Here is a 23,872-nt window from a genome sequence, read left to right on the forward strand (position 1 = left end):
ATTTTCCTTGATGTTTAAGCGGCCAGCTTGGCGCGTTCTTCCAGTGCCCGAAGAGGAGGAGCGGCGTTTGTCACGCCCATTTCTTCCAGGGATTCCTTTGCTGCGCGCACGACATTGCGCATGACGTCTTCGTCCATCTGACCGATGCATCCGACGCGGAAACTGTCGACGACGGTCAGCTTGCCCGGGTAAATAATGAACCCTTTGTCCTTCATCAGGTTGTAGAACTGATCGAATACGAATTTCTCATCGGCGGGGCAGAAGAACGTGACGATGATCGGGCTGAGCCAACGATTGTCCAACAGCGTTTCGAAACCCAGTTCACGCATGCCCGCAACCATGACGTCCCGGTTGCGGGTGTAACGTGCGCCGCGGCCGGCAACACCGCCTTCAGCGGCATGCGCCCGAAGCGCTTCGATGAAGGCGGCGACCACGTGCGTCGGCGGGGTAAAGCGCCACTGACCGGTCTTGTTCATGTGCGCCCATTGGGCGTGCACATCCAGAGACAGGGAATGACTGTTACCCTTTGCGGCTTCCAGCTCGTTCTTGCGCGCCACAATGAAGCCAAAGCCAGGAACGCCCTCGATGCACTTGTTGGCCGAAGACACCATGGCTTCATATCGAATATCCGAGGGCCTGAGCTCGATCGCGCCAAAGGCAGACATCGAGTCGATCAACAGCTTGCGACCGGCTGCATATGTGGCCTCGGATATTTCCTCGACGGGGTTCAAGATACCCGAACTGGTTTCGCAGTGAATGGCAACAACATGCGTGATGGCCGGGTCATCCGCGAGAATGCGCGCAACCTCGTCGCCCCGTGGCGGCAGGTAATCGCCCTTGTCCAGCACGATATGGTCCCGGCCCAGATACTGTAGCGTCTGCGCAGAACGTTGCCCATAGGCGCCATTGGCCAGTACCAGCGCCTTTCCTTCCGGCGGAATAAAAGACGCCAGCATTGCTTCGACCGAGAAGGAGCCGCTGCCTTGCATTGGCACACAATCGAAGGCGTCGGCTCCTTCACCAAGCAGGTCCAGCAGGCTTGACCGCAGCTCTTTTGTCATGGCGCGAAAGTCGTCGTCCCAGCTGCCCCAGTCCTTCAGCATGGCCTCTTTTACGGCATAGGACGTTGTCAAAGGACCGGGTGTCAAAAGGTATGGTTCGCCGAGGCGCGGTTGCTCGATTTTTGGATGGGATGGCGTCATTACCGGGCTCCAGAACAGCGTTTTCACAAACACCATTGCAGCAACGGTTGCTATATGTGAAATTGCAAATATCAATCTAATTATAAGTGCAGCCTATGCACAAATCATTGGGGACCGGTGATGCGGCACAGCCAGCTCAAAGCCTTTCATTACGTGGCCAAACATGGCGGGTTTTCCCGCGCAGCCGAGGCGCTTTTTCTGACGCAGCCGGCGATTTCCGAACAGGTTCGAAAGCTGGAACAGGATCACGATCTGTTGTTGTTTCAGCGCGAACGAAAACGCGTGAACCTCACCCCCGAAGGCGAACAGCTTTACCGGTTCACAAAGCAGTATTTTGAGATCGAGGATCAGATCGAGGACTACCTTTCGGAAACCAAGGCCGCAATCGACGGGGAATTGCGGATCATCGCCGATTCAGCGCATCACATGACGTCTTTCCTGGGGTCGTTTCAAAAGAAGTACCCCAAAATCACCATCACCGTGCGGTCCGGAAACACCGAAGAAATTTTGGAAGAACTTCGGTCGTACAATGCCGAGATTGGTGTTGTCGGCAGCCTGTCCCCCGGCAAGGACATGGATGTGTTGAATCTGGGGTCCACTGAAATCGTGGCCTTTGCCGCCCAAGGCGTTCTTTTGGCATCCAAACCTTCGCTTTCTTTGGAAGAACTGGCCGATCTGCCGCTGGTTTTCAGAGAGCACGGGTCAAAAACACGTCAGAAATTGGAAGAAGAAGCCGAAAGGCGCGGTATCACGTTGAATCCTGCAATCGTTGCGGAAGGACGCGAGGCCGTGCGCGAGCTTGTGGCCTCGGGGGCAGGCATCGGGTTTGTCTCTCAGGCAGAGTATGGGCATGATGATCGGTTGCGACAAATCAAGCTCAAGGACGTGAAGTTGCAAATGGGAGAAAGCATGATTTCGCTGTCGCAACGGCGCAACGTAAAGATCATCCGGGCCTTCATGGACTTTGCCCAACGCGCGCTGGAAGAAAAAAGCCCCCCCGCCGATACCTGACCGGCGGGGGCACGGTTCCTTTGGCTACCGGCTTCGCCAAGCCTGAGTGCGCTTGAGGATGCCTTTTGAAGCAATCAGGTGAACGATCCGGGCAGCGGCGTTGGTGTAAAAGATCATCATGCCCATCGCCGCCGCAGGCGCGATATCCCCGGCATCATCCATGTTCAGCACCGCGATGGACGCAAGCGTCGTTTTGGGAGAATAGAGGAATACCACTGCCGACACGGTCGTCATCGCATTGACGAACAGATAGATTGAGATGTCCAACACCGCTGGCAGACAAACCGGAACCGTTACCCGTGCAAACAGCTTCATTGTCGGCTGTTTGAGCGAGGCAGACACTGACTCAAATTCTCTGTCCATTTGCTTGAGCGCGGTGACGGCCGTCAGGTGCGATACGGTGTAGAAATGCGTCACAGTGCAAATCACCAAAATCGCCATCGTGCCGTAAATCCCGTTCAGCGGATTGGACGGGTTGTTGAAGAAGAAGATGTAGGACAGCCCCAATACCATTCCCGGGATCGCCATGGGTAGCATCGCGAACATCTGGAAAATCGACCGGCCGGTTCTGAACCCGTTTGATTTTTCAACCAGATAGGCCCCGAAGAACACAACCGTCGTGCCGATGACTGCCGTCAGCAACGCCAGTTTGATCGAGTTGAAATACGACCCCCAGCCGCCGCCGTCCATTCTGTTGAACTGATAGTTCTTGAGGCTCAGACTCAGGTCGTAGGGCCAGAACTTGATCAGCGCCGCAAACTGACACACAGCCAGAAGACCAACGATGAACAGGCCGATCAGGCTGCAATAGATCAGGAATATGCGGTCAGCTTTCGGGTTTGGCGTCGCCTGATATGGCACGGAACGCGCCGAAAGCAGCGCAACCTGCTTGGACTGAACCATCCGGTCGATGGCAAAAGCCAGAATGGCCGGAATGACCAGAACCACAGAGACCACGGCGCCCATTTCAAAGTTCTGCTGGCCGATCACCTGTTTGTAGATATCCACAGCAAGCACGTTGAATTGACCACCGATGACCTTTGGCAATCCGAAATCAGTGATCACCAGGTTGAACACGACAAAGGCCGCCGAGATCAGGCCATAGCGGGCCCCGGGGATGGTTACGGTCCAGAAGGTCCGCCATGGCGTCGACCGCAAGCTGGCCGCAGCTTCATACAGGCGCGCGTCAGATATCGCGAGCGCGGTCGATATGATCAGAAACGCGTGCGGAAAGGTAAAGAAAACCGATCCGATCACGATGCCTATGGGGCCGTAAATGCTGGCACCGAACAGCAACTCCTTGATCATGCCCTGATTGCCGAACAGATAGACCAACGCGATGCCCGGCAAGAGCGACGGAACCAGGATCGGTGCCATCGCGATAAGGCGAAAAACACCCTTGAACCGCATGCAGCTTCGGTTCAGCGCATAGGCGAACCAAAACGCCAGTGTCACCGTCACAATGGTGCTGACGACCGAGATCCAAAGCGAGTTCTTGATCGAATTGAACAGTGCCGGTGTCGAGAAGTAGTTGATGAAATTGTCCAACCCTCGCGACTGGACCGGCCGCATTTGCACCCGGCGGAACGTGTTGGAATCAAGCTCGACCCAATCGGCGCCTTCATTCAATGTCGATCCGACCAGAAAGCGCCCGGTATCCGTCGTGTTGCGGATCTTGTACATCACCGGGCTGCGAAAGCTGAAATCAGGAAAAAATCCGGTTACCGGCAAGCGCCCGTCCGAACCCGTCACCAGGTCAGAGTCGGAATAGACCCCCAATTGCCTGTTCAACTCGTCTGCCGACAGGATCGTTCCGTCGAAGACGCCTGCGTCGTCACTTACCTGAAACTCGTACTGGGACAGCTCGACCCGATAGGTCGAAAACGACTTGGACAGCATCGTGTAAAGCGGCAACGCCAATGTCACGACCAGATACAGCGCGATCACCATCATGCTGCCGCGCATCAGGATATCATCACGGCTGAGCTTGGGCTTGATGTCCGGCCCGACAGGCAGGCTGTCCTGATTGGTAGAAACCGAGCTCATGCCTTGGCCTCCGGCGCTTCAAACGCCATAAGGCGGTTCTCGGGAAGCTCAATCACCACGCTGCGCCCCTCTTCCAGTTCCAGACGACGCACGGCATTGATCGAGAAATCCGCGATCAGTTCCGATGATCCGAACTTCTCGTTGTTCAAGCGGCAGCGCCAGAACGAACCCAGGAACTCCATCTCATCCAGCGTCACCTCTATGCAGTTCCGATTGCCGCCCGTGTCGAGATAACCAGCTTCATGAGGGATGATGTCTTCGGGTCGAATGGCCGCGATGATCGGGGTTCCATCGTTGAACTTGTGGCTGAGGCAGGCAAAGGTCTTTTCACCGACGCTCAAACGTCCGCCTTTGGTGACCTGTGACCGGATCTGGTTCATTTCACCGATAAAATCGGCAACGAACAGATTGGCCGGATCCCGGTAGATTTCGGTAGGAGGCCCCACCTGTTCGATCACTCCGTGATTCATGACCACGATCCGGTCTGCCATGGCCAGCGCTTCTTCCTGATCGTGGGTCACCATCACGGTGGTCACACCCAGCTTGCGCTGCAACTCCTTGATCTCGTGCCGCAGATGAACACGCACTTTGGCGTCCAGCGCCGACAGGGGTTCGTCCAGCAGCAAAAGTCCGGGGTTGGTCGCAATGGCACGCGCCAGCGCAATTCGTTGCTGCTGACCACCTGACAATTGCGCCGGATATTTCTTGCCCTGATCCGGCAGACCAACCAGGGTCAAGAGTTCGTTTACGCGAATAGCGATATCCGATTTGCTGCGGCCGGTGTTTTCAAGGCCAAAAGCGATGTTCTTTTCAATCGTCAGATTTGGGAACAACGCGTAGGACTGAAACACGATCCCGAAATCACGCTCGGACGGGGGCAGATTGGACACGTCCTTGCCATCCTGCATGACCGTACCCTTGGTCTGCAAATCCAATCCGGCGATTGCCCGCAAAAGAGTGGTCTTGCCGCACCCGGACGGGCCGAGGAAACAGACAAACTCGCCCTCGTTGATTTCCAAAGAGATGTCCTTGAGCGCCAGAAAGCTTCCGAACGCTTTCCACAAATTCTGGATGCTGAGATACAGTTCACCGGGTGGTGTTTTCTGAAGCACGGGAGAAGTCCTCACATCTGCACCTCGGGCGCGGCCGGTCCTGGCCGGTTGAAACCGGGTGAGTAAGTTGTTTTTCGGGGAACAAGAGACTGGTGTGCAGGAGAGGCACGAAAACCTCTCCTGCCAATGGGGTTACTTCGCTTCCGACTTTCCGTCATAGCGAGACTGCCATTCCTTCAGGATTGCCGCGCGATTGTTGGCGGCAAACTCAAAATCATTTTCGATCATTGCATCCAGAAGACCCTCTGGGAAGTGCTCAACCGGTTTTGCAACGCCCGGATAGGCGACAACTGCATAGCCGGTGTTGTACATCTCGTTGGCTTCCTTGGTGACGGTGAAATCCACCAGCTTTTGCGCGGCCTCCAAATTGGCGGTGCCAGCAACAATTGCGGTGGCTTCCATGTCCCATCCGACGCCCTCGGAAGGCACGATGATCTCAAGCGGCGCGCCGTCGGCTTTGGACTTTGCCCCGCGGAACGCAAAGGAAATGCCAATCGGGATTTCGCCTGCTGCGGCCAGTTTGCAGGGTTTTGAACCTGAATGGGTGTACCGCGCGATATTCTCGTGCAGCGCATCCATGTATTCCCAACCACCTTCTTCACCGAACATCTGCAACCAGCTGGACACGTCAAGGAAACCGGTGCCCGATGAGTTCGGATTGGGCATGATCACCTGATCTTTGTACATCGGATCGGTGAGATCCTTCCAGGATGTCGGCGGGGTCAACCCGGCCTTTTCGGCCTCGACGGTATTGTAGCAGACGGATGCAACCCAGGCGTCCATGCCGACCCAGGCAGGAGGGTTGTCGCCATCAACAAATTTTTTGTCCAGCTTTTCCACACCGTCCGGCGCATAAGGCTCCAACATACCTTCTGATTTCAGCAGCAGCAGCGACGTGGCGGCCAGGCCCCAAACAACGTCTGCCTGCGGATTATCACGTTCTGCCAGCAATTTCGCCGTAATGATCCCGGTCGAGTCGCGAACCCAATTGATCTTGATATCAGGGTGGCTTTGATTGAACGTCTCGGCATACCGGGCCAAGTCTTCCGCCTCGACTGCGGTATAAACTGTAAGTTCCGTTTCCGATGCCGCCGCCGTCGCCGTCAGCGCACCGATAGTCAGAGCTGCGAGAAGTGATGCTTTGTGTTTCATTGTGATCCTCTGTTGGTAATTATGTTGTTTTCGCCATTCTTGCGCGGCGTTAGAACTCGATTATTGTGCACCGATTGTTTGACAGCAGTTTGACAGATAAAAACGCCAATAAAAATCGATTATATCTTCGATGTCATAAGCATCTCCTATAGATGAAATCCGCTCGCCCCGGAAGATCAGCGCGGAACTGGCCATGACGATCAACAGATCATCAAGGCATGTCAAAGGAGCTTAATTCTCAAAACTTTCCCGCGGCGGCGCAAGAACGCTCAACGTGTCATCGCAAGGAGTCCGATCCCGATCGCGACAATAGTCGCTGCAAGAAGCCTGTTGGATTTCGGCCCTTCGCCGAACCACATCACACCAATAAGCGATGCAAAGATAACCGAACTTTCCCTAAGCGCGGATACAACGCCCAAGGGCGCGACCGTCTTCGCATACAGCACCAGCCCATACGCCACGCCAGAGATGACGCCGCCTGTCAGACCCGCCCAGACATAACGCCTAGGCAGTGCGACGAAACGCTGCCATCTGGTTGCGAAGATAAATACGGCGACAAAAATTTCCGCAACGAACAATGCCGCAATGTATCCCAGTATATTCCCGGACAGCCGGATACCAATGCCGTCCACAATCGAATAGGACGCTATCATCAGGCCCGTGCCAAACGACGCCGCCACGGCGACCCAGCTTGTGTTTTGGCCCAGCCCGACCAGGGACAGGCACCCAATCCCAGCCGAGATGCAGACAATGCCGACCCACGCGATCGGCGGCAGAAACTCACCCGCGAAAAGAATGGCACCCACCGTGACCAGGATTGGCGTCATCCCGCGTGAGATCGGGTACACCACCGACAGATCCCCATGTTTGTACGCGGTGTTGAGAAACCAATAGTACCCCCAGTGGATCAGGGTCGAGCCGATGATGAAGGGGAACGCCGCCCAAACCGGCAAGCCGATAAAAGGCAACGCAATCAGCGCAGGCACGGCGTGGCCAAGCGCCACCAACCCCAAAACAACCGCTTTGTCGGGCGCGCCTTTGACAACCGCATTCCAGAGCGCGTGCAACACAGCTGCGGTCAATACGATGAGAACTGCCTGTAGTGTCATTGTGGCCCGACGATATGAGCTGAATATTTGTCTTGCGTCAGATTTCGACTTTCAGCGCGCTTGTTTGCGCGCGCATGCAGTGACTTGACCAAAGCTTGATCTGTATCGCGGCAGCAACGGTTTAGGGGGCTCAATCCCGCTGGGCAATGCGACCCCGGCGAGGGGCGGATCAGGTTGGTCATCGCGGGTTGGTTGCACAACGGACCAACCAGACCAGCCACATGCCATGTGGTGCCACGGCTTGGTTGCCCCTGCTCAATAAGCACCACTTCACGTTGCCACTTTCCGGTCAGATGATACGCAACCGTGCAGCCAATGATGATGCCTCCGACAATAACATGCTGCGCTGTGCGAAAGTTTGGTGTCAGCCATCGGGTCGCTCCGTACTCAGGGATTCGGATTTCCCTTCACCCTATTTGTACTTTGCAAAATTTGGCAATTGCTTTCCTGTATTTGCGTTATGCTTTCACAATATCCACGGGTTGGCTTTGCAGCGCGCCAGCTATGCTGTTTGGCAACTCCTCATCCACAACCAGAGTCGCTTTCACCGGCAGAGGTTTCATCACAATCGGACCAACCACGTCGAACTTGCTGCTATCAGCCAGGATCAGCGGCCGCTGCGCCCGTCGCATCATCATATGACGCAGGTTGGCGCCTTCCAGTGAGAAATCCGTAAACAATGCCCGAGAGCTCACACCGCCGACCCCGATCAACGCATATTCCGTATTGTATCGCGACAGGTGGTCGAGCGTGTCCAAACCCAATGTGACATTCTCTGAAAAATCCAGCCGTCCGCCCAGCAGCGTGACTTCGGCGGCCGCCGACGCCAGCACAGATGCAATCGTCAAATCATTGGTATATATTGTAAGGTTTTGTCGCACAGCAGCCAGAGCCTGCGCCGCCGCCACTGTCGTTGACCCGCTGTCGATTATCACGCTGGCCCCGTCCGGTATCACGCTTGCCACATAGACTCCAATCCGTTCCTTGCCTTGCGGGTTGGTTTGAGCCCGGTCGGCCATCGGAGGTTCCCGCCTGCGAACACTGGTCGCACCGCCCCGCACCTGATGAAGCTTGTTCTCCAGTGCCAACTGTTCAATATCCTTGCGCACGGTTTCCCGTGACACACCAAGCCGTTCCGTCAGCGAACGGATCGAGACCGCTGGCTGGCGCGAGACTTCTTCCAGTATGATGGCGTGGCGTTCAGGTGCGAGCATTGGCCGGCCCTTTGGTTTTAGACCGCACGAATATGCCAAAATTTGCAAACATGGTACAGCCCAAACACCCAATCAGGCATGCGTTGCCATGGCGCAGCGGTGACGCGCTCACACCAATGGTCCAAAGCGGTCAATGGACCCTGCCACCGGGCACGCAGTGACTACGCTGGATAGATGGGGAACGATTTGCACAACGTTGCGACCGAGGCTTTGCAGCGCGGAATTGTCGCGTCGGTATCACCCGTGGCCTCAGCTTCGATCAAATCCGCAATCACGTTTGCCAACTGGTCGAACGCGGCCTCTTTCATGCCGCGGGTCGTTGCCGCGCTCACGCCCAGGCGCAATCCAACCCATTCTGACGGTCGCGTGCTGTCATTGGGGATCGCGTTTTTGTTGGTCGTGATATTGGCCTTTTCCAGAACGGCCTCGGCGCGTTTGCCTGTGATACCCTTGGAGCTGAGATCCACGAGCACCAGATGCGTGTCAGTACCACCGGACACGATACGCAACCCCCGGGACTGCAAGGTTTCTGCAAGTTTGGCGGCGTTGGCTTTGACCTGCGCTCCGTAGTCCTTGAACTCATCCGTAAGCGCTTCGGCAAGGCAAACCGCTTTGGCCGCCAGAACCTGGCTGTGGATCGAACCCTGAACGCCGGGGAAAACCGCAGATTGCAGCCTCTTGAACCAGTCCTCGTTGTTGGTGAGGATCAGCCCGCCACGAGGACCACGCAGTGTTTTTGTCGTGGTGCACGTCACAATGTCCGCATGCGGAAAAGGCGAAGGATGCACGCCCGCGGCGACCAGTCCGGCAATATGGGCCATGTCCACATGAAAATGCGCACCAACCTTCCTGGCGATTTGCCCCATGCGCCCGAAGTCGATTTCCCGTGGATAGGCAGACCCACCCGCGATCAGCAGCTTTGGCCGGATTTCCTCGGCCAGTTTTTCCAGCGCATCGCAGTCAATGACCTCGGATTCGGCATCGACACCATAATGATGCGGTTCGAACCAGCGACCCGACAGGTTGGCCTTCAGGCCGTGACTCAGATGACCGCCGGCAGCCAGATCCAGCGACAAAACCCTGTCGCCAGGCTTAAGCAGCAGAAAGAAAACAGCAAGGTTCGCCTGGCTGCCGGAATGGGGCTGAACATTGGCATAGTCGCATCCGAACAGTTCCCTGGCGCGGTCAATTGCCGCCTGCTCGACGACGTCGACAAACTGACCGCCCCCGTGGAACCGGTTTCCCGGATACCCTTCAAGCGTCTTGTTGGTCATCTCATGCCCGAGAGCATCCAGCACCGCACGGCTGACGATATTTTCGGACGCGATCAGCTCAATTTGGTCCTGCTGGCGCTTTTTCTCGTTTGCAAGTGCTTCTGCGACGACGGGGTCGGTCATCCCGACTGGGTTTTCAAAGTGCCGCGACATCTTGGCTCCTCCGATGCGATTGCGATTTCTCCAAAATTCCAGAGTTCCACTGGCCGAAGCAAATCAGTATTGCTATTTATTTGCCGCAGAAAAACTAAGGCTTAAATGGATGTCACTTTCCCCTCGTCGCCCGAAAGGCCCACATCTCAATGCTTTACGAGCATTCGAAGCGGCGGCTCGGCTTGGAAGTTTTGCCGCTGCGGCAGACGAGCTATCCGTTACACCGGGCGCGATAACTCAGCACGTCAAGGCCCTTGAAGCCTGGGCCGGCACCCAACTTTTTGTCCGAAATGCCCGCGGGGTCGAGATGACGGCGCTTGCCGAAGAGCTTTTGCCCGGGTTCACCCAGGCGTTTGATCAATTGGGAATGGCCGTGCAGGAACTTCGAACCAAGGCCCTGCCGCGCAAGGTCAAGGTCGCCGCGCTGCCGTCGATCGCGCAATTGTGGCTGGCGCCCAGACTTGGAACGCTCAGGCAAATTGCCCCGGATTTGTCCGTGTCAGTTGTGGCCCTTGAAACGCCGCCAAACCTTGCGCGTGAACCATTTGACATGACCTTGTTCTTTTCCGGTGAACCGATCGGCGCCAACGAAATCGAAATAGCCGAAGATGTGATTTTCCCGGTTTGCGCCCCCTCGGTCGCGGACAGATTGAAATCTGTTTCAGATCTTTCAAAGGAAACCCTTCTCCATGACGGGGCATGGGCAAATGATTGGGACAATTGGCTGAACAGCCAACCAGATGGCGCACGTGTACCGAAGACGGGAACCGTGCACTCGTTGTATTCTGTCGCGCTGGAAGAGGCGCGTCATGGCGGTGGCGTGTTGATGGCGCACGAAGTTCTGGTTCAGAACTTGCTGGACAATGGCGATCTGGTTCGCCCGTTTTCGGCCTCGTTGAAGCTTCCTCGCGCAATGGTGGCCAAATTCACACCCTCTTTCAGCAGATCCCCCGTACTCAAAGAGTTCAGATCGTTTTTGCTGAACGCAAACTGAAAAGCGGTGCCCGCAAAACGGGGTGTTCGCGCCGATCAGGCCCGCCTTCCCCTGACAGTCTCGGCTGGCCAAATTTGGCGACGAATCCTTCGGGCGATACCATCAAATCCGTGAAGCTTCACATACTTAAGTCGTGGTCCGGCATCGGACTGGAAGGTTGAGAAACGCGCCCCGACGATGCAAGCTGCTGTCAAGAACCATGGTTCGGGACGGAGGAAGAATGTCAGACGCGCGCCCCTCGGCGGAAACCGATCCTGGTCTCGCCGTACGCGACCTGAGCTTTAATTATGGCGCCAAGGCGGCTTTGGATGCTGTCTCTTTTGACGTGTCGGCGGGGATGTTCTGTGGTCTGCTCGGTCCGAATGGGGCCGGAAAATCTACACTGGTGTCGCTGCTCACGCGATTGCTTGTGGCGCCGGACGGTGAAATCACGGTCGCGGGCCATGATCTGCGCCAATCCCCACGCAAGGCGCTGGCAAAGCTTGGCGTGGTCTTTCAGCAACCGACACTGGATCTGGGTTTGACGGTGCGCCAGAACATGGCCTATTTCGCAGCTCTGCATGGGTTGTCGCGATCCGAAGTCCCCGGCCGTATCGATGCGGCGCTGGATCGGCTGAACATGCGCGACCGCGCCGGGGAACGAGTGCGCGATCTCAATGGTGGCCATCGCCGCCGGATGGAACTGGCGCGTGCCCTGCTGCACGAACCTTCGGTGTTGCTGTTGGACGAACCGACCGTTGGGCTTGATGCCGCGGCTCGGCACGCGATAACCGACCATGTGCACGACCTGGCGGAACAGGGGCTGTGCGTCTTGTGGGCCACGCATCTGACAGATGAAATGCGCGACGACGACCAGCTTCTGGTTCTGCATCGCGGTCAGATTCTTGCCAGTGGGCAGGTGGGCCGCCTGCGGGGGGATCAAACACTGTCCGATTGGTTCCTGTCCCGAACCGAGGTCCCGACATGAACGGATTCCTGGGAGTCGCCCGCGCCATCATCGGACGCGAGTTTCTGCGTTTCATCCATCAACGCGAACGATTTCTGGCAGCCCTGGTCCGGCCAATGGTTTGGCTTTTGATCTTCGCAGCAGGGTTTCGCGCGGCCCTCGGCCTGTCGATCATTCCACCCTACCAGACCTATATCACTTACGAGACCTATATCGTCCCCGGCCTGTGTGCGATGGTTCTGTTGTTCAATGGGATGCAAAGCTCGCTCAGCCTTGTCTACGACCGCGAGATGGGCTCGATGCGCCTTCTGCTGACCAGCTCGTTCCCGCGCTGGTGGCTTTTGTTCTGCCGTCTGCTGGGATCAACGGCGATATCCATCCTGCAAGTCTATACGTTTCTCGCATTGGCCGCTGTGTTCGGCATTGTCCTGCCGTTACCCGGTTATGTCGCGGTTTTGCCGGGGCTGGTTCTGGGTGGTCTGATGCTGGGCGCGCTGGGGCTGGTGCTGTCCAGTTTCATTAAGCAGCTGGAGAATTTTGCCGGGGTGATGAACTTTGTCATCTTCCCGATGTTCTTCCTGTCCTCCGCCCTTTATCCGCTGTGGAAAATGGCTGAAAGCTCGCCATTGCTGCGGGATATCTGTGCGCTGAATCCTTTCACGCATGTGGTCGAGTTGATCCGGTTTCTGCTTTACTTGCAGATCAACTGGGGGGCCCTGCTGTGGGTTCTGGCGTCAACCGCGATACTGAGCGCGATCGCCGTTTGGGGGTACGACCCGGCCCGGGGCCTGATGAGGCGGAAATCATGACGGCCGCGCCACAAACCGCAAAGCGGAGTCTGCTTCTGAAAACACGCTTGGGCCTTGGGGCCGTCGTGCTTGGATCAGGCACCCTGCTGGCGGCCGCAATCCTTTACTTCGGGATGCAGACCGTCGCCAGCCGCCTGGAAACGGCACTGGCATCGGAAACCCGCATGGCACGATATGCTGCTCTGTCGACCCAGGCGGCCACATTTCTTGTGATCGCAACCGAGTCGATACAGACCGGCCAAACGGTCGAGTCTCGACTCGATCGCCTTTCGCCGATCCAAGACCAAATTGGGGCAACGTTTCTGAACCTTCGTTCCGATGTGGAAGATGCCGTTGCCGCGGTTCAATCCCTGGGGCTGGACGAACAATCGCGATACGGAACCCAATCCCTGGGTCTGGCCAGAATGGAGGCGCTGCTGGCCAGCACGCTGGAAGGGCTAGCCGACGCAGACGCCGATCAGGCCCAGCTCCGCGCCTATGTCGACTCGTTTGCGTCGGCGTTTGATCCCCTTCTCAGCCAGGCGGTGAATACCGAGGTACTGTTTCGAAACTCCGTCATGGCGGGAATCGAAAGGACCCGCTGGGTTCTGACCTGGGCGGCACTGGCACTGGCACTGTTCGCCTTGCTCAGCACGGCGTGGTTCTATTTTGGCCTGGTGCGACCGCAGTTCTCTCGTCTGGATCGGCTGCGCAACGCGGCGGTTCAGGTCGGCCGATCCGAATTCACAATTTCGCTGCCTCAAACCCGCAATGATGAGATCGGCCAGTTATATGGCGAGACCAACCGCATGGCCGCTGCATTGAGAAAACGCCAGGCCGAGGTTGACGCAGAATGGGCCCGGTTGAACGAGACCATTGCCCAGCGAACCCGCGAACTGAGCGCTGCAAATGAATCCCTGTCCAAGATCGACGAAAACCGGCGCCGCTTTTTTGCTGATGTCAGTCACGAACTGCGCACACCGCTGACGGTCATCATGATGGAAGCTCAGATAGGCCAGAGGGATAACCAAACCGCGCCAGAGGCGTTGGCAACAATCGAAAGCAGCGCCGCAAAACTGAACCAGAGAATCGATGATTTGCTGCGCGTCGCCCGTTCCGAAACCGGTGAGCTGGCTCTGGAACCAACCAACGTTGCACTATGCGATCTGATGCAAACAGTTGTGAGCGACATTCAACCTGAAATCGACGGCGCCGACATGCAGCTTGAAACGGGCGACTTCCCGGATTGTTCGTTGCACTGTGACCTGAACTGGATTCGTCAGGTCCTGCTCAGTCTGATACGCAATGCGATCCGACATGCGCGGGACGGGAAGGCGTTGTTGCTGTCCGGTCAATCGGTTGATGGTGGCGTTCAAATACAGCTGACCGATAACGGCCCCGGAATTCCCGCCGGCGCCCAAACCCGGATCTTCGAGCGGTTTGTACAAGGAGGGGCAGCAAACAGTCAGGGTTTCGGTGTCGGGCTGGCACTGGCCAGGTGGGTTATAGAGGCCCATGAAGGAACCATTTCGGTGGCAAGCCCGGTTCCGCGTGAAGACGCCTTGGGATCAAATGCCGGTACAAATGTCTGCATTCGACTACCACTGGCGGAGGCATAGAAAAATGGTCTCCAGACTGCTGATCATAGATGACGACCCCAGAATCACGTCGGCCCTTGTCCGGGGCCTGTCGCTGCACGGCTACTCAGCCGAGGCTGAAAACCGCGCCGACCAAGGGTTGGAGCGGTTGAAAAGCGGTGTATTCTCGGGCGCGATTGTCGATGTCATGCTGGGAACCGACAGTGGTATCGAACTGGTCCGGGCCGCGCGTCTTGCCGGGGTCGGAATCCCGATATTGATGTTGTCTGCCCTTTCCGATGTCGATCATCGTGCCGCCGGGCTTGAAGCCGGGGCCGATGATTACGTCATTAAGCCGTTCAGCTTTGATGAGCTTGTCGCCCGGTTGCAGGTACAGGAACAACGCGTGCTGTCTCAGCGCCCGGACCCCGCGCGCCTGTCGTCGCGGGACAGAACACTTTCGATCCGCGAGACACGCATTGCGCTCACCGAACGTGAATTCGAACTGCTCACACTGCTCAACAGCAAGGCCGGATCGCCAATATCCCGAGGAGAACTGTTTGACACGCTCTGGTCACAGGACGGGTCCAGTAACGAAAACGTGGTGGACGTCTACATCGGATATCTGAGAAAGAAATTGGGGTCGGATGATTTTGGATTTGAAATCAAAACCATACGCAATCAAGGCTTCTGCCTTCAGGGAACTGCTCCACTGTCAGATGACGCCTGAGTACCGACCAAAGTCTAAATCCTTCTTATGAATTAAGAGTCGCACGGGCGCATGAGACCTGCCACATTGCTCGCAAGCACATTCTAGGAGGAGGACCCTGATATGGCTTGGAACAGACCTGTTATTCGCGAAATCGAATGCGGCATGGAAATCAACATGTACGGCCCCGATCATGACGATGAGCGCGGTGGCGGCCTGATTTGATCAGCTGCAAGCGCCAACATTAAATGACGTTGCGCGCAATAATACTTGGGGCCGCTGCTGGCGGCGGCCTTCCGCAATGGAATTGCGGATGTGAAAACTGCAATCTGGCCCGAAGCGGACATATCCCGGCGCAGACGCAATCATCACTCGCGGTCTCACCCGATGGCCAGAACTGGGCCATCCTGAACGCGTCTCCGGATATTCGAACGCAGATCGGCAATACGCCTGTCCTGTATCCGTCCGGGTTGCGAGAGGTGCCGATTCAATCGGTGCTGGTGACAAATGGTGACATCGACCATGTGGCCGGCTTGCTGACGCTGCGCGAGATGCAGCCATTCACGCTGTTTGCAACCCAGAGCATTCAGGACGTCATCGCGCAGAACCCGATTTTCGACGCCTTGAACGCCTCGGTCGTGACTCGCGCGCCGATCTCGTTGAATCAGACGTTCGATCTGGTTCCCGGCTTGCAGGCAACATTGTTTTCGGTGCCCGGCAAAGTGCCTCTGTATCTGGAAGGGGAACATGTCGAAACCGAATTGGTTGGCGAACAAACCGTCGGAGTGGCGCTGAGCGCGCAGGGGAAGACGGCATATTACATACCGGGCTGTGCCGCATTGACGCCCGAGCTGCGCGCCCGACTTGACGAGGCCGATCTTTTGTTTTTCGACGGCACGCTTTGGCACGACACGGAAATGGTGCAGGCCGGGTTGGGTCAGAAAACGGGCAAGCGCATGGGCCATATGTCGATGGACGGCCCCGATGGATCGATCGCTGGTTTCGCCGATATGAAAATCGGCCGGAAAGTGTTCATCCACATGAACAACACCAATCCGGTTCTGCGCCCCGACAGCGCCGAGAACGCCCGGGCAAGGGCGAAAGGCTGGACGATAGGCCAGGATGGCATGGAGATAACGCTATGACCCAAAGCCACAAAGAGTTCGAGGCCCGACTTCGTCGGATCGGAGCCGAGCGTTACCACGACCTTCATCCGTTTCATCATCGCCTGCACGGTGGTCAATGCACGCCTGACGAAGTGCGGGCTTGGGTGATCAACCGCTACTATTATCAGCATTCCATCCCGATGAAGGACGCCGCCTTCATGTCGCGTGTAGAAGATCCTGCGCTGCGCCGAGCCTGGCGGTCGCGGATCGAAGATCATGACGGCACGGAAGACAACGAAGGTGGTATCCGGCGCTGGTTGCGACTGGCCGAAGCCGTCGGTTTGGATCCGGACTATGTCGCCTCATGCGACGGCGTATTGCCTGCCACCAGATTTGCGGTGGACGCTTACGTGCGATACGTCCGCGAAAAGTCGTTGCTGGAAGCGGTTGCGGCCTCACTCACTGAATTGTTTGCTCCCAAGATTCATGCCAACAGGATCGAAGGCCTGCTTCGGCATTACGATTTTGCGGATGACAGCTCGCTTGCCTATTTCCGCAACCGCCTGAAAGAAGCCCCCAAGGATGTGGCCTTTGGTCTGGCATGGGTATTGGATCATGCCGACACCGCTGAAAAACAGGACGCGGCAGCCAAGGCACTGATATTCAAAACCGATGTCCTCTGGTCGCAGCTGGATGCCCTGTGGGGCGCCTATGTCGAACCTGCCCGAATTCCTCCGGGGGCATGGAAGCCGGACACCGGTTTACGGATGCGGCAGGCGTCGTAATGTTGGCGCAGGAGGTCCCCTTGCTACCGCGTGGTGTCCGCATCCATTTCGATTCCGTGCGAGAACAATGGGTTCTGCTGGCACCTGAACGGGCCGTGACGTTGGATCAGATCGGACATGCGATTCTGAGCGAAGTTGACGGCCAACGCAGCTTTGGTCAGATCACCGCGAGACTGTCCAGGAAATACAACGCCCCGGAAGAACAGATTGTCGAAGACAGCTCGGGGTTTCTGGATGCCCTTCGGGCCCGTCGCTTTCTGGATGTCATCTGATGCAGGTAAAACCCCCTCCCCCCATTGCCATGCTGGCCGAGCTGACGCACAGATGTCCGTTGTCCTGCCCTTATTGCTCCAACCCAGTCGAAATGGCCAAACTCGACAATGAGATGGATACCGAAACCTGGGCACGTATTTTCAGAGAAGCGGCGGCGCTTGGTGTCTTGCAATTGCATCTGTCCGGTGGCGAACCCGCATCCCGCCGCGATCTGGTTGCGCTGGTCAATGCCGCGCGTGAGGCCGGGTTGTACACCAACCTGATCACGTCGGCGATCGGCCTGTCCGAGCGACGCCTGTATGAGCTGGACGAAGTCGGCCTGGACCATATCCAGCTTTCTCTTCAGGGCACCGACGCCGCGATGGCGGATAAGGTAGGCGGCTATCGCGGCGGGTTTGACCGCAAGATGAAAACGGTCGAATGGATCAAGAAGATCGGGTTTCCGCTGACCCTGAACTTCGTGCTGCACCGTCACAACGCCCACCAACTGCCGCGGGCGCTGGAACTGGCACAGGAGATGGGTGCCCGGCGGATCGAAGTTGCAACAGTGCAGTTCCACGGCTGGGCCTTGCGGAACAGGGATGCGTTGATGCCGACGCGGGAACAGGCGCAACAGGTGACGCGACAGGTGGCCGAGGCCAGGAAAGACCTCAAGGGGCAACTGGTCATCGATTATGTTCCAGCAGACTATCACGACGACTACCCCAAGCGATGCATGGGCGGCTGGGGGACAACCGGGCTGAACGTGGCGCCAGACGGTCAGGTTCTGCCCTGCCATGCGGCTCAGTCCATCCCGCATCTGACATTTGACCGGGTACAGGACAAACCGCTTGCGGATATCTGGTTCCATGGCAGCGCGTTCAATGCCTATCGCGGAACGGATTGGATGTCGGACCCGTGCAAAACCTGCGAACGCAAAACCATTGATTTTGGTGGCTGCCGCTGTCAGGCCATGGCCGTTATCGGAGACGCAAGCGCCACTGATCCGGTTTGCATCAAATCACCCCACCATCAGACCCTGCAAAACCAGGCAAACGAACATGCCGCCAAATCGGATGCACCCTTCACATATCGTACCGCACCCGGTGCGGCGAGAGAGCCTGCGGAATGACCCTAACCAAGAACCGCACCGCTGGGCCCGGGTACCAGGGTCAGGATCCGGTCGGAAAGCCGCCGTGCTTCGGGTTTGGAATGCGTCACGAACAGGGTCGCCGGGCGATGCCGCGTGATGAGGTCCTCGGTCAGAGTCAGCATCGTCTCGGCCGTTTCGGTATCCAGTGATACAAAAGGCTCGTCCATAATCAGAAATTCAGGCTGCCCGGCAAAGGCGCGCGCCAGAGAAAGCCGGCGCTGCTGACCCAATGACAATTGACCGGGAAACAAATCCCCCTTTCCGTCCAGGCCGACGTCTGACAGCGCGGCGTCAATGTCAGCCTGCGACAGGTCACCATGGATCAGGGCGAGATTATCGAAAGCCGAACGCCATGGCAGCAAAGTGGGTTCCTGAAACACAATGGCAAGCCGATCCGGCCGCACGATCTGGCCTTCGAAATCCGGGTCAATGCCTGCCACCAATCGCAGCAGCGTCGTCTTTCCGATGCCCGATGGTCCGGTCAGCGCGACCGTTTCCCCAGCGGCGATGTCAAATGCAATGGGGCCCAGAACGGCGTGGTGTTCAAAGCGCTTCCTTTGGATGTCAATTCTGATCATGCAGTTCTCCACCGTCGAGCATTGCGCTCCAAAGGTTGAAGAACCAGCCATTCGACAACCAGCATGACAGCAATGAACGAAAACGCGTAGACCAGCACCATTGCCACATCGAACAGCTGAAAAAACAAATGGATCTGAAACCCGACACCGGATGAGCGCCCAAGAAACTCGACCACGAGGACGATTTTCCAGATCAGAGAAAGCCCGGACCGTGCGGCAGCTGCGATAAACGGGGCAAGCTGCGGCAGGATCACATGGCGCTGTCGCCTTTGCCACGGCATCCGGTAGACCCGTGCCAACGCATCCAGATCCGGGCTCAGCGCCCGGCCGCCCTCTCGGAGGATCGTTGCGACATTGGGGATTTTGTTCAGCGTAACCGCCGTGATCGCCGCAGCCTCGGTCAATCCGATCCAGAGGTAGCACAGCACGATCAGAACCAGCGCGGGCAGGTTCAGGAAGACAACCAGCCATGGATCAAGCCAGCGGTTCAGCGCATCCGACCGCCCCATGGCCAGGCCAATGATCGTTCCCAATGTCATTGCCAGCACGAAAGCCCAGATCACGCGTGACAGGGTCGCGCCAAGGCTGCGCAGCAACTCTCCTGACGCAAGCTCTTGATGAAATCTGGGGACCAGGTCCCAGGGTTGCGGCAGTATCTGAGGGTCTGCGGTCAGCGACGCCGCAACAATCCACAAGGCCACAAGGCCTGCGATAGACAAAAGCGGCGTGAGGCGCGCATTTTGCATCTGATCCTATTCCACGTCAGCAAAAAGACCCTGCGGCACAGTCGTCGCAGCGCCCACCAGTTCAGCCCCGCCCAATTCGGTCATAAGTTCCAGCATCCTGTTGGCCGCGACCGCATCTACCGGGCGGCGATCGGGAATACCGGCGATCCAATCGAGCTTGAGTTGTTCAAATTGTGCATCGGACTTGACGTTCATGCGCGGTCTGATCGCCTCCCATGCCTCGGGCGAATTGGCCAGCAGGTCCTTGGCGTCGCGGCTGGCGGCAAACAGGCTTTGCGCAAGGTCGGGGTGTTCGTTCAAAAAACTCTCTTTCAGGTAATAGCCCAACAAAGGCGTATTGGTGTCGAGCCCCAAGGCCTGCCCGGCATCCTCAACCGAGATCAGTTCTTTCATGCCGGACGCTTTCATCTTGGCCAGGAAATGCCAGAAATTGATCGCCCCGGCATAATCGCCGTTCAAAGCAGATTTGAAGATCAGAGGCGGCGCACCGAACACCTGTTCGGTGTCGGCTTTCAAGTCCATCCCGTATTCCTTTGCTGCATAGGCGCGCAGGATCAGCCAGGATTTATCCAGCGGTCCACCCGCGATGCCGATCTTGCCGCCCGCCAAGTCCTTCAAACTGGTTGCCGGGCTGTCAGCGGGCACAACCACCCCGCCCACGGCTTTGGAATAAGGGATGAACACATAGTCCTTGCCGGCAGCCCTTTGACGCGCAACCCAAATCCAGTCGGCAACCGCCAAATCAGCCTCATCCCCCTCGACCGCGATACGCGTTGCGCCATTGTCGGCAAACGGTTGAACATCAAGGACAAAGCCATGTTTCCGATCCAGACCGTTCCGGCGAATGGTCTCAAGCTCCCAATTCACCGTTCCGATCTTGAGTACGGCCGCGCGAATGGTCGGCAGGGTCTCGGCGGCGAAAGCCCCCGAACTGAGTGCAAATGCAAGGCCCGCGGCAAGAAGTTTGAACATGACCCGATCCCGTTTAATCGCTATTCCGCCTTTCGGCTGATTTCATTCAAGTCTTTGTCCAGTTTGATGTCGAACTGGTTGCCGCCCTTGCAGATGACATCGTCCAGATCGTAACCATCATCTTCAACCTCGATGTCATCCGGGTCCATCTGACACTCGACAGAGACAAGATAGGCCTCGATCTTTGCCACCGTTTCGGCGTCAATGTCGTCGGCGAAAACCGGGGCCGCCAGAAGCCCGACGGTTATCAACATTCCAAATCTTTTCATGACGTTATCTCTCCGTTACTGAATACTCACCGTAATGCGTTGCGTGTCACCGGTGGAACCGGGGATGCGAATTTCATGACTGCCGGGTTTGATCGCGATAAACGACAATTCGGCGACGCCGGCCTTGTCAAACTCGATGCTGTCCACCGCCATAGGACGGATCTCGATCTTGTTGATCACGATCTCATTCATCCAGATCGCGCGAAAGAAAGACGGCCCCTCGATGGCCAATTCCGCCGAACCGTCAGCGGTGATCTCAAGCTTGTAATACGCGCCGGATTGCAGAACCACGTCCTCACCCAACGGTTGCCCCGAAGCAAGCGTCAGCTTGATGGTTTCCCCGCGGTTGCATTTCGCCAGAAGCCCGGCAAATCCCAGATCATCGCAAAGAGGTGCCGCCGATATCGGCCCACCGAGCGCCGCGACCATGGCCGCGATCATAAGTTTCTTCATTCCTGTCCCTCCCAGAACTTCAGTCAATGGTCACCACACCCCAGGGCTGTTGCCCGACCTGCACCGATTTGATCGCCTTTTCAGAGGCGACATCGATGATGGTGATGTCGTTTGAATTGCCATTCGTGGTCAGCAGATATTTTTCGTCCGGTGTGAAGTCCAACTGCCAGACCCGCTGCCCCACCAAGATATAGTCCAGCACTTCAAGACTTTGCGCGTCAACGACGGCAACCCGGTTTGCGGGCCCCAAAGCAACGAACAGGCGTTTGCCATCCGATGTCACCTTGGCACCGACAGGCTGCAACCATTCCGGCTGCACGCCCGCTACTTCGAAGCTGATCTTGCCGACAACCGTCGGCGTTCCGTCTTCTGCAATATCCATGACCGTGACGGTTCCGCCGATTTCCGATGTCACGAACAGGCGCTTTCCATCCGCTGTATACTGGGCATAGCGCGGGCGCTGGTCGACCAGGACATTATGCTTGATAGAATAATCCTCGGTGGAAATGAAATGCGCCATGTTGGTGGTCTCGGACGTATTGACCACGAACTTGGCGTCGGGGCTGATCCCCATGCCCTCGGGCTCGACGCCGACCGGAACCTCGGCCAGAATGGTGCGGGTTTCAGTGTCCGTGACCGTCACCAGGTTGTCGTCCTCATTGGCGATATAGAGCCGCTTGCCCGAGGGTTCGAGAATGAAAAGCTCGGGGTCCGGACCAGAGGGCAAACTGGGAAGTTCCTCATAGGTCTCTGTATCAAATACTCGGATAATATTGTCATCCGAGGCACAGACATACAGCGTGCCGCCATCCGGACTGACGGTGATCCCGCGCGGTCGGTTGCCGCCTGGAAATTCGGTGATCACCTCCCAGGTTTCGGTATCAACCACGGTAATCGTATTGCCCCGCTCGTTCGAGACAAAAGCCTTGCCCGCAAACACGGGACCCGCGGTCAGCGCAGCACAGGCAACAGTCAACAAAAGTCGTTTCATCAATACCTCCGGTTACTCAAATGCGCGACAGCTGGATTCCGCCCGATCCAATCCCATCGTATCGAGCGGTGAGACCTGGTGCAGAAACCCCTCTTGCGGACTGACGCTGACAGTGATCGACCCGTCATACAGAAGGATCGGCTGACGCAACTGCCCGTTCCATTCGCGGAATGTCACTTTCTGTCCTTTGAATGCGGCAAGCTCAAACTCGTCCGACAGAGCATAATCCCGAACACCTTCGGGCTCTGCCGTACTGGCGCGGGTCACGGCCTCGCCGATCACGCGCAGTGCAAGCCAGGTGTTGTAGTCTTCGGGGCGGACATAACGGCCTGTCAGATCCTCGAAACGGGTCTGGAACTGGGTCGCGCCCCATGCCTCATGCGCGCCGTGAAACGTCGTCGGACGCAAGCCGCCTGACCCCATCACCGGGCGCGGAGTCCAAAGGTGATAGGACAGATAGCGCGCGAAATAATCAGTTTCGTCTGCGGCAATCACAACGTCATGGTCTCGCGCATCTTGCGTGTCCAATGGCAATTGGCGCTGAACAAGGACATGACCGGAATCCGTTCTACGAGATCCCCCGGTATCCGCAAAGGTTCGATCTTCTGCAATCTTCGCGCCAAACTTTTTGGCTGCGCGGCGATACACGTCTGCAAGCTGGACATCCTCGGGGTTGGATCCGGCCAACAGGAACCAGTCGCCCCATTTCTTCCAGACGGCAAACTGTGCAACCGCATCGGCCTTCATGGCGCGGGACGGGGCGATATGAAGCAGGTTGCCCCGGCAGTTTGCGTTGCGAAGATCGACATCAGGTGCAGACACGTTGAAAACAAGCGCCCCGGACTCTGCCGCCTTGTCCGTCAGGCGCAACATGTCAGGCGCTTTGGCCAAAAGGACGATCAGGCGCACGCCTCCGGCAAGGATCTGGTCCATTGCGGCATCAGCTTCTTCCGGCGGAACGGCCATCGTGATGGTCTCGTAGGTATGTCCCAGAAATCCGCCCGTGGTTCCGTTATCCTCATCCCCAAGCGCGGCACCGGCAAACCCCAGGTCGTCCGGTTTCAGATCATATCGCGAGATCGGCAGAAGCGACGGATAGTCGATTCGCAGCACCGCAGCCTTCACATCCAGCGCCGCGGCGGTCATCGCGGATGCACACCAAAGAAGCGCCGCAAGCAGCGGCAGCAGGCGAGTATTCAAGATGTCCTCCCGTTGCCTGAAAGTCAGAGTTCAGATTGAAACACCCGGAGCATAGCGCCCCGAAAAACGGAACCGATACT

Annotated in this window: 26 protein-coding genes; 11 read left to right on the plus strand and 15 right to left on the minus strand. The window is 57.2% G+C overall.

Going from position 1 to position 23,872, the window contains the following annotated elements; translation table 11 throughout:
- Nucleotides 1-14 precede the first annotated feature (14 nt).
- The gene (locus tag I9184_RS18510) at nucleotides 15-1,202 is read right to left on the minus strand and encodes a 2-aminoethylphosphonate--pyruvate transaminase (RefSeq protein ID WP_209835386.1); all 1,188 of its coding nucleotides are present in this window, start codon (nucleotides 1,200-1,202) and stop codon (nucleotides 15-17) included.
- A gap of 120 nt (nucleotides 1,203-1,322) precedes the next feature.
- Here I9184_RS18510 and I9184_RS18515 point away from each other — a divergent pair, with 120 nt between their 5' ends.
- On the plus strand, nucleotides 1,323-2,213 hold the full coding sequence (locus tag I9184_RS18515) for a LysR substrate-binding domain-containing protein (RefSeq protein WP_171118368.1): 891 nt from the start codon (nucleotides 1,323-1,325) through the stop codon (nucleotides 2,211-2,213).
- A gap of 24 nt (nucleotides 2,214-2,237) precedes the next feature.
- Here the strand turns inward: I9184_RS18515 and I9184_RS18520 are convergent, their stop codons facing one another.
- The 7 genes from I9184_RS18520 to glyA all read right to left on the minus strand — a co-directional run bounded on the left by I9184_RS18520 (nucleotide 2,238) and on the right by glyA (nucleotide 10,273).
- The gene (locus I9184_RS18520; RefSeq protein WP_209835387.1) at nucleotides 2,238-4,259 is read right to left on the minus strand and encodes a putative 2-aminoethylphosphonate ABC transporter permease subunit; all 2,022 of its coding nucleotides are present in this window, start codon (nucleotides 4,257-4,259) and stop codon (nucleotides 2,238-2,240) included.
- Nucleotides 4,256-5,371 carry a putative 2-aminoethylphosphonate ABC transporter ATP-binding protein gene (locus I9184_RS18525; RefSeq protein ID WP_209835388.1) on the minus strand — a complete coding sequence of 372 codons (1,116 nt, stop codon included), beginning with the start codon at nucleotides 5,369-5,371 and terminating at the stop codon, nucleotides 4,256-4,258. The genes I9184_RS18520 and I9184_RS18525 overlap by 4 nt, the downstream gene beginning before the upstream one ends.
- Before the next feature lie 132 nt (nucleotides 5,372-5,503).
- A complete protein-coding gene (locus I9184_RS18530; protein ID WP_209835389.1) occupies nucleotides 5,504-6,523 on the minus strand; it encodes a putative 2-aminoethylphosphonate ABC transporter substrate-binding protein in 1,020 nt (339 codons plus the stop codon).
- Nucleotides 6,524-6,792: 269 nt separating this feature from the next.
- Nucleotides 6,793-7,632 (minus strand): hypothetical protein, encoded by an 840-nt coding sequence (locus tag I9184_RS18535; RefSeq protein ID WP_209835390.1) that lies wholly within the window; start codon nucleotides 7,630-7,632, stop codon nucleotides 6,793-6,795.
- Nucleotides 7,629-8,033: an FAD-dependent oxidoreductase gene (locus I9184_RS18540; protein ID WP_210093096.1), complete on the minus strand. Its 405-nt coding sequence runs from the start codon at nucleotides 8,031-8,033 to the stop codon at nucleotides 7,629-7,631. The genes I9184_RS18535 and I9184_RS18540 overlap by 4 nt, the downstream gene beginning before the upstream one ends.
- 57 nt (nucleotides 8,034-8,090) lie before the next feature.
- Entirely contained in the window at nucleotides 8,091-8,846 is a 756-nt protein-coding gene (locus tag I9184_RS18545) for a DeoR/GlpR family DNA-binding transcription regulator (protein ID WP_209835391.1), read from the minus strand.
- 161 nt (nucleotides 8,847-9,007) lie between these two features.
- Nucleotides 9,008-10,273, minus strand: coding sequence for a serine hydroxymethyltransferase (gene glyA, locus I9184_RS18550; RefSeq protein ID WP_209835392.1), 1,266 nt, complete (start codon nucleotides 10,271-10,273; stop codon nucleotides 9,008-9,010).
- Between the two features lie 109 nt (nucleotides 10,274-10,382).
- Here glyA and I9184_RS18555 point away from each other — a divergent pair, with 109 nt between their 5' ends.
- The 10 genes from I9184_RS18555 (at nucleotide 10,383) to pqqE (ending at nucleotide 18,562) form a co-directional block, all read left to right on the plus strand.
- Nucleotides 10,383-11,267: a LysR family transcriptional regulator gene (locus tag I9184_RS18555; RefSeq protein WP_209835393.1), complete on the plus strand. Its 885-nt coding sequence runs from the start codon at nucleotides 10,383-10,385 to the stop codon at nucleotides 11,265-11,267.
- A 220-nt stretch (nucleotides 11,268-11,487) separates the two neighbouring features.
- Nucleotides 11,488-12,234, plus strand: a complete 747-nt coding sequence (locus tag I9184_RS18560) for an ABC transporter ATP-binding protein (RefSeq protein ID WP_209835394.1) — start codon at nucleotides 11,488-11,490, stop codon at nucleotides 12,232-12,234.
- Nucleotides 12,231-13,022, plus strand: coding sequence for an ABC transporter permease (locus tag I9184_RS18565; RefSeq protein WP_171363233.1), 792 nt, complete (start codon nucleotides 12,231-12,233; stop codon nucleotides 13,020-13,022). The genes I9184_RS18560 and I9184_RS18565 overlap by 4 nt, the downstream gene beginning before the upstream one ends.
- Entirely contained in the window at nucleotides 13,019-14,620 is a 1,602-nt protein-coding gene (locus I9184_RS18570) for a HAMP domain-containing sensor histidine kinase (protein ID WP_209835395.1), read from the plus strand. The genes I9184_RS18565 and I9184_RS18570 overlap by 4 nt, the downstream gene beginning before the upstream one ends.
- A 4-nt stretch (nucleotides 14,621-14,624) precedes the next feature.
- Nucleotides 14,625-15,308: a response regulator transcription factor gene (locus tag I9184_RS18575; RefSeq protein WP_171637164.1), complete on the plus strand. Its 684-nt coding sequence runs from the start codon at nucleotides 14,625-14,627 to the stop codon at nucleotides 15,306-15,308.
- Nucleotides 15,309-15,410: 102 nt separating this feature from the next.
- Entirely contained in the window at nucleotides 15,411-15,512 is a 102-nt protein-coding gene (gene pqqA / locus I9184_RS18580) for a pyrroloquinoline quinone precursor peptide PqqA (RefSeq protein ID WP_117873022.1), read from the plus strand.
- A gap of 23 nt (nucleotides 15,513-15,535) precedes the next feature.
- Nucleotides 15,536-16,432, plus strand: coding sequence for a pyrroloquinoline quinone biosynthesis protein PqqB (gene pqqB / locus I9184_RS18585; RefSeq protein WP_209835396.1), 897 nt, complete (start codon nucleotides 15,536-15,538; stop codon nucleotides 16,430-16,432).
- Nucleotides 16,429-17,178: a pyrroloquinoline-quinone synthase PqqC gene (gene pqqC / locus I9184_RS18590; RefSeq protein WP_209835397.1), complete on the plus strand. Its 750-nt coding sequence runs from the start codon at nucleotides 16,429-16,431 to the stop codon at nucleotides 17,176-17,178. Before pqqB ends, pqqC begins: the two co-directional genes overlap by 4 nt.
- Nucleotides 17,178-17,450, plus strand: coding sequence for a pyrroloquinoline quinone biosynthesis peptide chaperone PqqD (pqqD, locus tag I9184_RS18595; protein ID WP_171637167.1), 273 nt, complete (start codon nucleotides 17,178-17,180; stop codon nucleotides 17,448-17,450). Before pqqC ends, pqqD begins: the two co-directional genes overlap by 1 nt.
- Nucleotides 17,450-18,562 (plus strand): pyrroloquinoline quinone biosynthesis protein PqqE, encoded by a 1,113-nt coding sequence (gene pqqE, locus I9184_RS18600; protein ID WP_209835398.1) that lies wholly within the window; start codon nucleotides 17,450-17,452, stop codon nucleotides 18,560-18,562. Before pqqD ends, pqqE begins: the two co-directional genes overlap by 1 nt.
- Before the next feature lie 2 nt (nucleotides 18,563-18,564).
- On the opposite strand, the gene I9184_RS18605 is transcribed toward pqqE, so the two are convergent.
- From I9184_RS18605 to I9184_RS18635, 7 genes are read right to left on the minus strand one after another with little or no spacing between them, the layout of a single operon-like run.
- Nucleotides 18,565-19,161 (minus strand): ATP-binding cassette domain-containing protein, encoded by a 597-nt coding sequence (locus I9184_RS18605; RefSeq protein WP_209835399.1) that lies wholly within the window; start codon nucleotides 19,159-19,161, stop codon nucleotides 18,565-18,567.
- Nucleotides 19,158-19,907, minus strand: coding sequence for an ABC transporter permease (locus tag I9184_RS18610; RefSeq protein ID WP_209835400.1), 750 nt, complete (start codon nucleotides 19,905-19,907; stop codon nucleotides 19,158-19,160). Before I9184_RS18610 ends, I9184_RS18605 begins: the two co-directional genes overlap by 4 nt.
- A gap of 6 nt (nucleotides 19,908-19,913) precedes the next feature.
- Complete coding sequence (locus I9184_RS18615; protein ID WP_209835401.1) at nucleotides 19,914-20,879, minus strand: ABC transporter substrate-binding protein; 966 nt, start codon at nucleotides 20,877-20,879, stop codon at nucleotides 19,914-19,916.
- A gap of 20 nt (nucleotides 20,880-20,899) precedes the next feature.
- Nucleotides 20,900-21,148: a PepSY domain-containing protein gene (locus I9184_RS18620; protein WP_171723916.1), complete on the minus strand. Its 249-nt coding sequence runs from the start codon at nucleotides 21,146-21,148 to the stop codon at nucleotides 20,900-20,902.
- Nucleotides 21,149-21,163: 15 nt separating this feature from the next.
- Nucleotides 21,164-21,601 (minus strand): hypothetical protein, encoded by a 438-nt coding sequence (locus tag I9184_RS18625; protein WP_171170174.1) that lies wholly within the window; start codon nucleotides 21,599-21,601, stop codon nucleotides 21,164-21,166.
- A gap of 19 nt (nucleotides 21,602-21,620) precedes the next feature.
- Complete coding sequence (locus I9184_RS18630) at nucleotides 21,621-22,592, minus strand: YVTN family beta-propeller repeat protein (RefSeq protein ID WP_171205913.1); 972 nt, start codon at nucleotides 22,590-22,592, stop codon at nucleotides 21,621-21,623.
- 12 nt (nucleotides 22,593-22,604) lie between these two features.
- Entirely contained in the window at nucleotides 22,605-23,738 is a 1,134-nt protein-coding gene (locus tag I9184_RS18635; RefSeq protein ID WP_209835414.1) for an ABC transporter substrate-binding protein, read from the minus strand.
- Nucleotides 23,739-23,872 lie beyond the last annotated feature (134 nt).

Origin of the sequence: Ruegeria sp. HKCCE3926, from assembly GCF_017872515.1 — a bacterium.
Taxonomy (GTDB): domain Bacteria; phylum Pseudomonadota; class Alphaproteobacteria; order Rhodobacterales; family Rhodobacteraceae; genus Ruegeria.

Excerpts from the sequence above, each read along its gene's own strand:
- I9184_RS18510 (WP_209835386.1), bottom strand. The coding sequence starts at position 1,202 with ATGACGCCATCCCATCCAAAAATCGAGCAACCGCGCCTCGGCGAACCA.
- I9184_RS18515 (WP_171118368.1), top strand. The coding sequence starts at position 1,323 with ATGCGGCACAGCCAGCTCAAAGCCTTTCATTACGTGGCCAAACATGGC.
- I9184_RS18520 (WP_209835387.1), bottom strand. The coding sequence starts at position 4,259 with ATGAGCTCGGTTTCTACCAATCAGGACAGCCTGCCTGTCGGGCCGGAC.
- I9184_RS18530 (WP_209835389.1), bottom strand. The coding sequence starts at position 6,523 with ATGAAACACAAAGCATCACTTCTCGCAGCTCTGACTATCGGTGCGCTG.
- I9184_RS18535 (WP_209835390.1), bottom strand. The coding sequence starts at position 7,632 with ATGACACTACAGGCAGTTCTCATCGTATTGACCGCAGCTGTGTTGCAC.
- I9184_RS18545 (WP_209835391.1), bottom strand. The coding sequence starts at position 8,846 with ATGCTCGCACCTGAACGCCACGCCATCATACTGGAAGAAGTCTCGCGC.
- glyA (WP_209835392.1), bottom strand. The coding sequence starts at position 10,273 with ATGTCGCGGCACTTTGAAAACCCAGTCGGGATGACCGACCCCGTCGTC.
- I9184_RS18555 (WP_209835393.1), top strand. The coding sequence starts at position 10,383 with ATGTCACTTTCCCCTCGTCGCCCGAAAGGCCCACATCTCAATGCTTTA.
- I9184_RS18560 (WP_209835394.1), top strand. The coding sequence starts at position 11,488 with ATGTCAGACGCGCGCCCCTCGGCGGAAACCGATCCTGGTCTCGCCGTA.
- I9184_RS18565 (WP_171363233.1), top strand. The coding sequence starts at position 12,231 with ATGAACGGATTCCTGGGAGTCGCCCGCGCCATCATCGGACGCGAGTTT.
- I9184_RS18570 (WP_209835395.1), top strand. The coding sequence starts at position 13,019 with ATGACGGCCGCGCCACAAACCGCAAAGCGGAGTCTGCTTCTGAAAACA.
- I9184_RS18575 (WP_171637164.1), top strand. The coding sequence starts at position 14,625 with ATGGTCTCCAGACTGCTGATCATAGATGACGACCCCAGAATCACGTCG.
- pqqA (WP_117873022.1), top strand. The coding sequence starts at position 15,411 with ATGGCTTGGAACAGACCTGTTATTCGCGAAATCGAATGCGGCATGGAA.
- pqqB (WP_209835396.1), top strand. The coding sequence starts at position 15,536 with ATGACGTTGCGCGCAATAATACTTGGGGCCGCTGCTGGCGGCGGCCTT.
- pqqC (WP_209835397.1), top strand. The coding sequence starts at position 16,429 with ATGACCCAAAGCCACAAAGAGTTCGAGGCCCGACTTCGTCGGATCGGA.
- pqqD (WP_171637167.1), top strand. The coding sequence starts at position 17,178 with ATGTTGGCGCAGGAGGTCCCCTTGCTACCGCGTGGTGTCCGCATCCAT.
- pqqE (WP_209835398.1), top strand. The coding sequence starts at position 17,450 with ATGCAGGTAAAACCCCCTCCCCCCATTGCCATGCTGGCCGAGCTGACG.
- I9184_RS18605 (WP_209835399.1), bottom strand. The coding sequence starts at position 19,161 with ATGATCAGAATTGACATCCAAAGGAAGCGCTTTGAACACCACGCCGTT.
- I9184_RS18610 (WP_209835400.1), bottom strand. The coding sequence starts at position 19,907 with ATGCAAAATGCGCGCCTCACGCCGCTTTTGTCTATCGCAGGCCTTGTG.
- I9184_RS18615 (WP_209835401.1), bottom strand. The coding sequence starts at position 20,879 with ATGTTCAAACTTCTTGCCGCGGGCCTTGCATTTGCACTCAGTTCGGGG.
- I9184_RS18620 (WP_171723916.1), bottom strand. The coding sequence starts at position 21,148 with ATGAAAAGATTTGGAATGTTGATAACCGTCGGGCTTCTGGCGGCCCCG.
- I9184_RS18625 (WP_171170174.1), bottom strand. The coding sequence starts at position 21,601 with ATGAAGAAACTTATGATCGCGGCCATGGTCGCGGCGCTCGGTGGGCCG.
- I9184_RS18630 (WP_171205913.1), bottom strand. The coding sequence starts at position 22,592 with ATGAAACGACTTTTGTTGACTGTTGCCTGTGCTGCGCTGACCGCGGGT.
- I9184_RS18635 (WP_209835414.1), bottom strand. The coding sequence starts at position 23,738 with ATGACCGCCGCGGCGCTGGATGTGAAGGCTGCGGTGCTGCGAATCGAC.